Here is an 11,211-nt window from a genome sequence, read left to right as displayed (position 1 = left end):
CCAAATCTGGGAAACACAAACTAGTTCGTATTACGCCCTTATATGTTTCTGTGAATATACGCCAAAATTATACTACTGAATGTATGGTCACTCCACCCACTCCCACCAAAAGCAGGCCCCGCCCTGGTGAGTAGGTATGGCACCTGGCGCATCGGCTGAGCAGAGGCTGCCAGCATTTGGGTCTACAAATAGGTAGCGGTGGTTGTACAACGACATAAGCATAATGGTGCCATCGGTCAGCTCCTGCCACTGGAAGGTGGAGGCGTCGCCAAGCATTTCCTGCTCAATCCGCACTTCGGCCATGCCAGCTTGGCCTTTTACAGTGACATAACCACCGCTTGATACAGATTGGAGAGCCATCCGGCCATTACCCTGGTCGATTACCTTAAAGTGAGACGCCTTGTCGCTTGCAAATCGGCTGTCGGCGGCCACCGGCCGAACAAAGTCTTTCCAGTTGACCAATAAGGTGCTATCAGCTACAGAACGGAAAGAAATGACCGAATTCAACGGGATGGGGCGCATTAGTCCTTTCGGTCTCGGTTCGGCTATTTCAAAACTGTTGAAGTCGGCATAGCCGCCGGCTTTTCCGGTACTATTGAAGTTGAACAAGGCGTAGCGCACGCCCTGGAAGGTTTTGAGCTGGTAAGGGAGAAGGATATCACCGCCAATGTTGTTAAAGTGTTCTCCATCGAAGCTATAGCTGAGTCGGCCCAGGTCTTTGTCGAAATCGCAATGGGCCCTGAACCAAAGGGTCTTTTGAGCAGAAGGTACGTTGATAGTTTCCTGTGTTTGCTGGTTGAAGAAGCGCAGCACCTGTCCGTTCTTTTCTTTGACTATGCCTATCCAGGCATAGGGCAGATTGAGCAGGGCCAGTCCGGCCATATCACCTTCTTTGAGACCAGACACATCCACCTCCGTAGTAGCATACGACTCCGGGCCCACACCCCGCTGGGTCAGTGAATTGCGGGCATGGAAAAAGTCGGTAGCGGGCAGGGATGATAAACGCAGGTAACCCTTTCGTTTTTTGAGCGACCACTTGCTGTCGTCGGGCAGGTGGTTCCATTGCCAGGCATTTTTCAAGGCTGGGCCGCTGAAATCGTCGTCTCTTTCGAAGGGTGCTATGGGCTCGGAGCTAAATCCGGTGTTGGGTTTTACCCACGTACGTGGCGAGCGGTTCAGGTTGCCCGGCAGCCCAAAATGAGGCCAGCCATCCTCCCAGGTCACAGGCGACAGGGCAGTGACCCTGCCAATGGAATTGTAGTCGAGCATCGACCAGCCCCACCATTCGCCAGACTGCACCTGCACAATGCCGCCCTGGTGCATGGGGATGCAGCCTACATAGTCGTCGGGGTAGGTGGTGATATTGAAGGGAGGGCCGTCTTTGGTATTCCAAATGCGCATGCGCTGGCCTTCACCCAGGCTTTCTTCAGCACTCATCACGTTGATTTCGTAAGGTCCGTAGGGAGCATCGGCTCTCAGGCAAACCTGGTAGCATACCGGATCGTAGTTGGTGCTGGTGATATAGTAACGGCCATCAATTTTATAGAAATGCACGCCCTCGCCGGCACCGCTGCCTCGTGGCACGATGATTTTCTCTGTGCCTGGAACGATGTCCAGCAAATCATCGGTCAGCTGGGCCATTTTGATTTCGTCGTAGCCCCAGACAACATAGGCTTTGCCATCGTCGTCGAAAAGGATGGAAAGATCATGGAGGCGCACTTTCATTTGCTGTTGCTTCCACGGGCCACGGGGGTCGGTAGCTGAAAATACCTGTGTGCCCACCCTGTTCACATTCGATATGATATAGAAGGTGCCGTTGTGATACCGAAAGCAAGGCGCCCAAATGCCCTGTCCGTAAAACTCTTTGCCGGCCTCCATTCTGATCTCTGGCCCCACATCGAGCCTATCGACAGCGTAGCTTAGCAGTTCCCAGTTCACGAGGTCTTTGGAATGAAGCACCGGCAACCCTGGCATGGTGTGCATGGTGGTGCCGGTGAGATAGTAGTCGTCACCCACACGGATCATGTCGGGGTCCGAAAACTCTTCAAAGAACAAAGGGTTGGTGAAGGTGCCGTTGCCATTGTCGGCATGCCAGGTGCCTTTATCATCCGCAAGGCTCTGGCCTACGGCTGTAAGTGAAACAGCCGTCAGAAACGCCAGTACGACGCTGGAGCGAAAAGTAAACTGCATAGCTTTCATAGGCTGTTTTTATTGGGTGATGACATCAATTTCCGCATAACCTACGCCGTTGTCCTCGTTCACATTGTGCAGCGCCCGAAGTTTGATGTAGCGGGCTTTCTGCGGTGCAAACGACTTGGCTTGCCAAAACGGATTGTTCTGGATATTGGAGAATTCTCCCTCACTCACCAGGTTCCATTGCTTGTTGTCTTGCGATACAAAAAATTGGTATTGCGTAATGATGCTGCCTTCTGCCCACCAGTGCTGGTCGGGCAGGTAACGGAAGCCGGTTAGCTCCTGTACTTTCCCCAGGTCGATCACCAGATCAGTTGGTAATTTATCGTCGTTACCCCTGCGCCAGGACGACTGCTCGTCGCCGTCGAGGATGACCGCAGCATTTTTATCGTCCTCACCCAGGATGGTCCAGTTTGCTCTGGCGATATCGTACTCCTCTTCTGTTACCGGGCTGCTCTTTCCTGTCACGGGATTGTAGGCAAGGGTTTTCACTTCCACTTTGCCATCACTGGTGGATACGGGTTCGGTGTACTTGCTCGAACTTGTGGTGGGCATGCTGCCGTCCAGCGTATAGTACACTTCTGATTCCGGATCGGCAGGGGTAATGCGCAAGTGCCCCGATTTTTCACGGACAACGATGGGTGCGGTGAGTATTTGAGGAGCGTTGTACACGCCGATATTGGAGATCAAGGGACAAGCCTTGGCATCAGCAATGGTCAACCGCACTTTGGTGGCTTCCACCGTGGGCAGGCGCAATATGCGTTTGTAGCCAATGGTGGTTTCGCTGGCCAACTCCTGCCAGTTGCCATCTACCAGTGCTTCCACAGTAAACGCTTTGACCCGCTGCCCCAACCGGATGTACTCCTGGGCCAGAAAGCGGTTGAATGTGGTAGGCTCCTTGAAGCTAATGGTCAGTGAACCTGTGGTGGTATTGTCATCCGTCGCCCAGTAGGTTTCGGTGTCTTCGTCAATGGATTTGTCTGCTGCATACAGTGAGCTGTTGCCCCGGACATTGGACGCCTCAGCCTCAGCGTTTTTCACCAGGTTGTCGTCGAATACCTCTTCGACAGCTGCCGCAAATTCCAGCACGGCCTTTTCATCTTTCTCGTGAATGAGGCCGTTGGGCATAATGGGGAAATTGAGGAGCAAGGTGGCGTTGCGCCCGATAGAGTTGTAATAAATATCCATCAGCTGCGGCAGGGTTTTCACTTTGCGGTCTTCCTTGGGGTGGTAAAACCACTCAGGACGGATGGAGGTATTCACTTCACCAGGTACCCAGGCATTGCCATTTTCTACGCCATGGCGCAGCATGTCTTCCGGCACATCGCCAGTGGCATTCAGCAGGCTCCAGTTGGTTTCACCTACATAGCCAGCCTCCGTACCTACCCAGCGCAGGTCGGCCCGGTCACCGCCGTCGTTCCAAATCACGATATTGGGTTGCAGCTCCCGCACCAGCTTGTAGGTATTGGGCCAGTCGTAGTAGGTGGTTCGGTCAATTTTGCGGATTTCGTTGGCACCGCCATAGTATCCTGAGCCACCGTTGGCCCCGTCAAACCATACTTCGAATACGTCGCCGTAGTTGGTGAGTAGCTCTGTCAGCTGGTTCCTGAAATAGGTAATGTATTCAGGGTTTCCGTAGTCGGCATGGTTTCTGTCCCAGGGAGAGAGGTAAACACCGAATTTGAGTCCGTACTCTCTACAAGCGTCAGCCATTTCCTTTACCAGATCGCCTTTGCCATCTTTCCAGGGAGAGTTTTTGACCGAATACTCAGTGTACTCCGAAGGCCAGAGGCAAAAGCCACTGTGGTGCTTGGCAGTGATAATGATGCCTTTCATGCCAGCTTCTTTGCAGATCCTGGCCCATTGCCGCACATCCAGCTCTTTAGGATCAAAGATGGCGGGGTCTTCATTGCCCAGGCCCCAGGCCATGTCGGTATAGGTGTTGACGGAAAAATGGACGAAGGCGTAGTATTCCATTTTCTGCCAGTTCAACTGGTTTTCGGTGGGAACGGGTCCGTAAGGAGCTGGGGGCTTTACTTCGGTACATGAGAAGAAAAAGAGGCTCGAAAAAAGGAGAATACCAGAAAGAAGTTTTTTGCCAGTCATGTTTTCAGTAGTTAGAAGGTACTATAAGCGCTTATGTCCTATGATTCAGGACCAAGTTATCATATAAGTGTCAAATATACACCTATTGATGGGGTTGGGAGGCTGTGGTTATATGCTTAATAGAATAAAAAAAGAGACCACCCTACAGGATAGTCTCTTTATGACAGTTTTGTTGACTAATGGGTTTTGATAACCTGACCCGTGTTAGCCCCGAAAACGCTTTTGCGAAAGCCGTATTCCAACTGCCGCATCGTTGTTGGTATTTCTCCTGGAAAAAAAGGGAAGTACTGCGGTGAGTTTTCAATCACCGTTGGGCTCACTGCATTGATTCTGATGCCATTATCCAGCTCAATGGCCGCCGCCCGAACGAAGCCCTCAACTGCCCCATTGGCTGCCGAAGCGTTGGCAAAGTTCCGTTGTGGTTCGTGTGTCAAAGCTCCTGTGATCAATGAAAAAGAACCTTTGGCGTTGATATGGTGCTGACCAATCAACACCAAATTGATTTGCCCCATCATTTTGCCTTCTACCCCCTGGCGGAACGCTTTATCGGTAAGGCTCTTCCACGGTCCCACATAGGTAGGCCCGGCTGTACAAATCAGTGCGTCAAATGCGCCTGTTGTTTTGTACATGTTTTCGATGGACTCAGGAGAGGTAATATCGATCTGGATATCCATTCCGTGGCGGTCGGCACGGATAACTTCGTGCTCTTTTTCGAAAGCGTTTGACAAATGGCTTCCCATGGTGCCTGAGGCACCTACAATGATAATCTTCATGAATGTATTTTGAAATTGATGTATAAACCGCAACAGGAAATGCTGCTGAAGCATGAGGTCGCTTTTTCTATAGTCGACTAAGCGAAATATGTACTAGTGCTGGTTGCGGCTTTTTCCTGAATGAAAGTTGTTATGACTGTTTGTCGCTCTTGCCAGCTTTGGCTGGTTTTGAAAGCACAAGGCTGATGTTGAGGAGCCTGTTGTAGCGCTCCACGTCTCTGGAGATATTCACAAGTCCATATCCATAGCGCACATCAAGCGTAAGCACAGACCTTTTTACGTTGAAATTGTAACCACCACCCGCTTGAAAGCCAAAATCCCAGCGTTTGAAGTCGTCTGCATCATCGCCAAAGGAAACGACAGTCTTGGTTTTTTCTGAAGTTTCTGAATTCTCTGTTTTCAATCGACCACCCATGGCGTAGGCTACATAGGGGCCCGCATTGAGATAGAGCTGCTTAAGGTGTAAGCGAGCCACAACTGGCGCTTCGAGGGAGTACAGCCTCAAAGTGGTTTTGTCAGTTGTCAATGGGTTGTTTGCTTTGAGCGTTCCGCCCTTGATTGAAAAATAGAGTTCGGGAACGACCGATACACGTTCGCTAATGCTCGCCTGGTAAATGGCGCCTACCTGCAGACCTGTAAAGTTTTTCTTGTGGGACTTCAGGTTACTGTTTGACTCACCATAGTTGAAGTTGGTGGTCAGAGAGTTAAAAGACAGACCGAGCTTGTTTGTCTGTGAAAACGAAGGGACTGCCAACAGCAAGAGCAAGCTTGCAGTTAATCCCGATTTTGCGATTGTTTTGATTGACTTTTTCATCGTTCATTTGATTTGGTTTTAGAATATGATTTAACAAATGGAGCTTGTTTTGGGAGCCCCTTTCCCATGTTGTTACAAAGGTAGATGGAGGCTTAGCGCCCCGGATAGGACATTTTTTTAGTTGTGTAGCACTTGTCTGAAGTAGTGTTGCTTTTTGTCCGTGCTCTCCGATGGAAATAGCATTTGCAGACCGCTGTTGTTGAACCCTTTGGCGATCAGTCGTGCAGCCAGGATCATTTCGTAGAGGAATATCGGGAAGGCAAACATAGCGCCTGCCACCGACACCTGTTCGATGACGCCGTAAAGCTCAAGCAGGGCTGCAATGAAAATAAGTGTGGCACCAGTGATGCCAAAAATGGCTAGCTGCCTGGGTACTAATCCTGTTCGATAGAAGACCAGGCTGTAGGTAAAGGTGTTGATGCCGAGGAGGAAATTTGGCCCCAGTATCATCGTCCAGGCGTGTATCGCCTTAAGCGTTGAGTAACTTTCTGAAAAGTCTTTGATACCAGATGCATCCGAAGCTGCGAGTTCCTGGCTTAACGACAACATGGTGAGAACAGCGGTAAGCCCTACCAGTATGATCAGGGCTTCGAACCAGCGAAAGCAAAGGTACACCAGGCCAAGGCTTTCGTTGTATCGCCGGATATACGGGAAAAGCATGATGGCAGTGCCTGCTGCTGAGCAGACTACGAGCAAGTCACAGAAAACTCCGGTAATGATGTGTGGGGCACGGTCAGCGTTTGGCAGGCTTTGTCCTTGCTCAAAAAGCGAGGGCCCGTAAAATACGACTGCTGTGATGGCCGCCACAGTTGCGACGATGTAGCACACACCTGCTGCAATAGCATTTGCTCTGTGCGAACCGATGGATGAGTGTGAGTTCATTTTTCTTTTTTGTTTTGGGTTATTGTCTTGTCTTTGCACTGGGGTTATCCCACACCATCGCTACTTTTCCACTGGTTTTCATGCGTTCAATGTGGCTGATGGCCAGGGGTATTTCCCTGTAGGAAAAAATCTTCTCTATGTGAACCTTGATTTTGCCACTTTCCACTAGTGAGGCTAGCGTAGTCAGGTCGGCCGTATTGGGTTCAGCGGTGAATTGTGCGATGGAGAAGCGGCTAAATGCTTTTCGCCAAATCAAAGACATCATTTGCTTCATGGAAGTGAATCCAACCATTACTCCCCGCCTGCCCATTCTTTGGTAGTCATCAAAGGACAAATTGCCGTGGGTATCAATGATTAGGTCATACTGTCCTGCGTGCTTGTGAATATTTTTCCTGTCATAGGCAATGACCTGATCGGCCCCGAGGGATCGGACAAAATCAACTTTTTTGCTTGAACAAACTGCCGTTACGTAACCACCATAGGCTTTGGCAATCTGCACGGCCAGGTGGCCGACTCCGCCGCTGGATCCATTAATGAGGACGCTCTCGCCTTTTTCTAGCTTACCGTGAGTGATCAGTGCCTGGAGCGCCGTGGCACCTGCCATTGCAACGGCTGCCATTTCCGGGAAAGCTCCATTTTCGGGCATCATGGCACACATACCTGCTGGCACGTTTTTAAGTTCGGCAAAAGCACCCTCGCTGAGTGTGCCGCCAAATACCCGATCGCCAACCTTGAACTGGCCCACATTTGCTCCCACCTCTTCAACAATGCCCGAAAAATCTGCCCCGGGGACTCTATTCTTCGGTTTGAATAAGCCATAGCTAAGGCGGGCAAAAAAGGGTTTGCCCCGCAGGATATGCCAGTCGGCTGGATTGGCCGAGTTGGCATGAACTTTTACTGAAATGTGGCCTTCTTTGGTCACAGGCCGGGCCACTTCGTCCAATTTGAGGACTTGCGGCCCTCCATAGGTTGTTTTTGTGTAGGCTTTCATAGCGAAAGTGTATTGTTTTCGTTTTGGATTAATTGCATAATTAATGTGCCCTCAAAACTCCTCCTCAATCAGTTCTTTGTTTACCGTCAACCCGGTTGTTGTACCCATAGAAACCGCATTGGCGACTGTTCTCATACGAGTGGCATTGTCGCCGCAGGCAAATACACCTGATACAGATGTTTTTTGTGCAGCGTCCACTTTGATGTAGCCATCGCTAGTCAGCTCGCAGCCGAGTAGTTGTGGAATGTCGCAGTGCTGCTGAAAAGGGAGCCGGGCATACAAGGCAGTCACCAGCTCCACCCTGCCTGTCTTGAACTGTATGCTGTTCAGGTACCCGTTCGTCTGGCCTAGTTTATAGATTTCATCTTCAACGATGTTAATCTTGTGCTTGTGCAGTCGGACGGTTTGCTCGTGTGTCAGTGTGCTACTGCCGTTGGTGTATAGTGTCAGGTCGCTCGTCCAATGAGCAATGAGCGAGCAGAATTCATAGCCGCTATCTCCGTTGGCAAGTATTCCGGTCTTTTGACTCCGCACCTCGTATCCGTGGCAGTAGGGGCAGTGAAGCACACTTTTCCCCCAGCTTTCGGTGAGCCCGGGAATGTCCGGCATGACGTCTGTGATGCCTGTAGCAAAAACCAATTTCTTAGCTGTAAAGGATTCGCCGGATTGAACACTAATTTTGAATCCCTTCGCCTGCTTTGTGGCATCTACTACCCGTTCTTGCAGAAAGCTTACGGTGCCATACATCAATACCTGTTGTTTGGCAATTGCTGCAATTTCAGCTGGGGGTATGCCGTCCTGAGTAAGGAAGTTGTGTGAATACGGTGTTTGTCGGTTCGAAGGCTCCCCGCTATCGATGATCAGCACCTTTCTTAGTGCCCGGCCCAATGCGAGGCCTGTTGCCAGCCCTGCATAACTGCCACCAATAATTATTGCGTCTAATTTTTCCTCTTGTTCCATATTTTTGCTGATTGAATGTGCAAATGGTGGGATTGGCAAGAGAGCTATGGCTGTTGCGATACCCACGAATTGTATGACCTGACGTCGTGAAAGCACGACTTTAGCTGTTATTGGTCTTGTTGGAAAATTGCCCTATCACGAGGTCGACCAAGGGCACACCTACGAACATCATCCATGGTACCAGGGAGATGGTCAGGATGAAGGTTCTCTGATAAAGAGGCAATTCAGCGAGACTTTCACCGAAAATGGCCAGAAACAGAGTGATAGAGGGATAGATGACCAGCCATATCTTTAGCGAGGCCATCAGGCGTGTTTTTTTGTTCATTTTGATACTCTTTAAACTTTACGTTACAAAAGTAGAATGAACAAAAGGGGGTGGGGTAGGACGAAAGTGAAGTTGGGTAGGACTTATCGGAAGTTCTTACGAAAGGCGTCCGGCGACAGTCCGGTGTGCTTTTTGAAGAACCGGATGAAATAGGAAACATCTTCGTAGCCAAGGTCCCAGGCAATGTCTTTCACTTGATTGGGGGTGGCAAGCAGGTAACGTTTTGATTCCAGGATCACTTGCTCTTCAATGAGGTCAGAGACAGTTTTGCCTACCGAAGCTTTAGTGATGGCATTTAGCTGGTAGGGAGAAAGATGGAGCATTTCAGCATATTGCGAAGCATTTTTGATTTGGCTGATTTTGTCCTCCAGTAGTTCCAGTAGCTCTTCAAATCTTTCCTGAGCGTAGAGGCTGTTGCTATTTGTTGCCGGACCGGGGTTCGTACTTTGTCGACTGTACTCGATACAAAATATCTCCAGGTTCGCTTTAATTGCGTCAAGGTAGCCGTCCTGTCTGGTGGAGTGCTCATCAAACATGTTTAACAAAAGGCTATCCAATTTTTTGAACCGGCTATCCTCTGGTTGGCAAAAGTTTTTACTGCTAGCCTTTCTAAGGCGCTGAGCCACACTTTTGTCTTTGGATCCGCAAAACTCAAGATCGAACTCCATCAGGTAGCCACTTGAGTTGGCTTTCAACAGCAGTCGGTGGACCTGGCCTGGCCGCAAAAAGAAGACTGATCCCGGCGACACCTGAAAAGGTACAAAGTCAATTTCATGAACGCCTTCACCTTGCGACACCGCCAGAATAAAAAAGAAGTTGTGTCTGTGTAGAGCGTGAAGCAAATCCTTTCCTTCCAGAATATCTTCTATCCTTCGAATGCTACATCGACCAAAGACCTGATTGTCAGTGGTACGAATATCTCTCACTGGGATTTTCTCCATACGACCTCGTTGATCAGTAGCTAGTCCAGACTCCTCAGTACAGAGGTTTGTCTCCTGACTTATTGCGACAACGTTAATTTACAATTTCCCCAAATGATTGTATCAGAGTGGATTGAATACTTTTTTCCGTGTAGCAGGTTAACCTTCCACCATCTCCTTCAGTTTATCAAGTGCTGCAGGCCACATTGTGCTGAACATGTCGATGTACTCTTCGGCTACATCAATGTCTATGACGAGAGAGGTAATGCCATTTTTTTCCTGAAAAGAGTAGTTTTCCAGCGAGCCAGCCCATTTTTCAACGGCCGGGCCAGTGGTGATTTCTTTGTCGCCATCTATCAGCCCATAGTGCCGGATGGAGACAAACTCAGAGGGCTTATTTTCCACAATTTCTGACACCATGCCGCCTCTTTTGCCATTTTCATCCTGCCCAACAAAAAGTACTTTGCTGCCTTTGCTCCAGCTCCCTTCAAAGGGATCCCCTTCATAGGTAGAGGTCGGGTTAAAGGCGGCTGTCCACTCCTGGTAGGTTTTGATATTGTCAATGCCGAGCATGACGTTGTAAACCCTGGCAGCAGGTGCTTTGATGTCTTTTTTGAATTGCAACTTTTTCATATCAGCTTTCATTTATAGTGGGTTGCCCCGTGCCGACAAATCGATGGTTAACGGCCAGGGATCATTGATTCAACTACATCAAATGTAGTTGTAAATCGTTGCAGATCAGGCGTGTCAACCCGATAATTTAAGGGGTCGATTGCGGCTGGGTGGTGTTTTCAGGAGCTTCCAGTATTCTCCTAAGATAGTTCACCTGCCCCAAATGATAATTCAAATGCAGCGCCAGTTGTGTGAGCACATACGCTACAGTAGTTTTGGGCCTGTCAAAAAAGATGGGGTACTCGGCTTCCATTTGGTCGGACGAAAGGGAGTGCAATGTTTTAGTGACTATAACTGCGAGCCCTTCCAGCTGATCGACCAGCTCATTTCCGGGTATGTTCTTCCGGGTAAACTCCTCATCACGATGACGAACATAGCCTGTGCCGCCCAGCACGGTGCCAATAAGGTAGTTGGTTCCTCCCAGAATATGCAAAACGAGATTGCCGCTTGAGTTCTTCACTGCCCCCGTCGTTTTCCAGAGGTTGCTTTCGTCTTTAAATTGATTAACCTCCTTAATCAGCTGACGAAGGTCTCTTTGATAAAATTCGGCCAGTATATAGTTCAGCATCATGGTG

General features: G+C 49.5%; 11 protein-coding genes. All 11 read right to left on the bottom strand.

The features are described from left to right. Window positions 1–87: 87 nt before the first annotated feature. A complete protein-coding gene (locus tag RIG68_RS22635; protein ID WP_350127672.1) occupies window positions 88–2,199 on the bottom strand; it encodes a family 43 glycosylhydrolase in 2,112 nt (703 codons plus the stop codon). Window positions 2,200–2,208: 9 nt separating this feature from the next. Next, window positions 2,209–4,170 carry an alpha-L-fucosidase gene (locus tag RIG68_RS22630; protein ID WP_350128030.1) on the bottom strand — a complete coding sequence of 654 codons (1,962 nt, stop codon included), beginning with the start codon at window positions 4,168–4,170 and terminating at the stop codon, window positions 2,209–2,211. 305 nt (window positions 4,171–4,475) lie between these two features. After that, on the bottom strand, window positions 4,476–5,072 hold the full coding sequence (locus RIG68_RS22625; protein ID WP_350127669.1) for a short chain dehydrogenase: 597 nt from the start codon (window positions 5,070–5,072) through the stop codon (window positions 4,476–4,478). A 130-nt stretch (window positions 5,073–5,202) separates the two neighbouring features. Beyond that, entirely contained in the window at window positions 5,203–5,886 is a 684-nt protein-coding gene (locus RIG68_RS22620; protein WP_350127667.1) for a porin family protein, read from the bottom strand. A 117-nt stretch (window positions 5,887–6,003) separates the two neighbouring features. Continuing rightward, the gene (locus RIG68_RS22615; protein ID WP_350127664.1) at window positions 6,004–6,768 is read right to left on the bottom strand and encodes a DUF4386 domain-containing protein; all 765 of its coding nucleotides are present in this window, start codon (window positions 6,766–6,768) and stop codon (window positions 6,004–6,006) included. A gap of 19 nt (window positions 6,769–6,787) precedes the next feature. Then, entirely contained in the window at window positions 6,788–7,759 is a 972-nt protein-coding gene (locus tag RIG68_RS22610; protein WP_350127661.1) for an NAD(P)-dependent alcohol dehydrogenase, read from the bottom strand. 51 nt (window positions 7,760–7,810) lie between these two features. After that, window positions 7,811–8,719 (bottom strand): NAD(P)/FAD-dependent oxidoreductase, encoded by a 909-nt coding sequence (locus RIG68_RS22605; RefSeq protein ID WP_350127658.1) that lies wholly within the window; start codon window positions 8,717–8,719, stop codon window positions 7,811–7,813. A gap of 100 nt (window positions 8,720–8,819) precedes the next feature. After that, a complete protein-coding gene (locus RIG68_RS22600) occupies window positions 8,820–9,044 on the bottom strand; it encodes a putative antibiotic biosynthesis monooxygenase (RefSeq protein ID WP_350127655.1) in 225 nt (74 codons plus the stop codon). An 83-nt stretch (window positions 9,045–9,127) separates the two neighbouring features. Next, complete coding sequence (locus RIG68_RS22595) at window positions 9,128–9,985, bottom strand: helix-turn-helix transcriptional regulator (RefSeq protein ID WP_350127652.1); 858 nt, start codon at window positions 9,983–9,985, stop codon at window positions 9,128–9,130. A 138-nt stretch (window positions 9,986–10,123) separates the two neighbouring features. Further along, complete coding sequence (locus RIG68_RS22590) at window positions 10,124–10,597, bottom strand: SRPBCC family protein (RefSeq protein ID WP_350127649.1); 474 nt, start codon at window positions 10,595–10,597, stop codon at window positions 10,124–10,126. A 127-nt stretch (window positions 10,598–10,724) separates the two neighbouring features. Then, a complete protein-coding gene (locus tag RIG68_RS22585; RefSeq protein ID WP_350127646.1) occupies window positions 10,725–11,207 on the bottom strand; it encodes a DinB family protein in 483 nt (160 codons plus the stop codon). Between the last annotated feature and the right edge of the window lie 4 nt (window positions 11,208–11,211).

Origin of the sequence: Imperialibacter sp. (assembly GCF_040222385.1) — a bacterium.
Classification (GTDB): Bacteria; Bacteroidota; Bacteroidia; order Cytophagales; family Cyclobacteriaceae; genus Imperialibacter.
The sequence above is the reverse complement of the archived record's forward strand: the minus strand, read 5'-3'. Positions and strand labels throughout refer to the sequence as shown.

Excerpts from the sequence above, each read along its gene's own strand:
- RIG68_RS22635 (WP_350127672.1), bottom strand. The coding sequence starts at position 2,199 with ATGAAAGCTATGCAGTTTACTTTTCGCTCCAGCGTCGTACTGGCGTTT.
- RIG68_RS22630 (WP_350128030.1), bottom strand. The coding sequence starts at position 4,170 with ATGGAATACTACGCCTTCGTCCATTTTTCCGTCAACACCTATACCGAC.
- RIG68_RS22625 (WP_350127669.1), bottom strand. The coding sequence starts at position 5,072 with ATGAAGATTATCATTGTAGGTGCCTCAGGCACCATGGGAAGCCATTTG.
- RIG68_RS22620 (WP_350127667.1), bottom strand. The coding sequence starts at position 5,886 with ATGAAAAAGTCAATCAAAACAATCGCAAAATCGGGATTAACTGCAAGC.
- RIG68_RS22615 (WP_350127664.1), bottom strand. The coding sequence starts at position 6,768 with ATGAACTCACACTCATCCATCGGTTCGCACAGAGCAAATGCTATTGCA.
- RIG68_RS22610 (WP_350127661.1), bottom strand. The coding sequence starts at position 7,759 with ATGAAAGCCTACACAAAAACAACCTATGGAGGGCCGCAAGTCCTCAAA.
- RIG68_RS22605 (WP_350127658.1), bottom strand. The coding sequence starts at position 8,719 with ATGGAACAAGAGGAAAAATTAGACGCAATAATTATTGGTGGCAGTTAT.
- RIG68_RS22600 (WP_350127655.1), bottom strand. The coding sequence starts at position 9,044 with ATGAACAAAAAAACACGCCTGATGGCCTCGCTAAAGATATGGCTGGTC.
- RIG68_RS22595 (WP_350127652.1), bottom strand. The coding sequence starts at position 9,985 with ATGGAGAAAATCCCAGTGAGAGATATTCGTACCACTGACAATCAGGTC.
- RIG68_RS22590 (WP_350127649.1), bottom strand. The coding sequence starts at position 10,597 with ATGAAAAAGTTGCAATTCAAAAAAGACATCAAAGCACCTGCTGCCAGG.
- RIG68_RS22585 (WP_350127646.1), bottom strand. The coding sequence starts at position 11,207 with ATGATGCTGAACTATATACTGGCCGAATTTTATCAAAGAGACCTTCGT.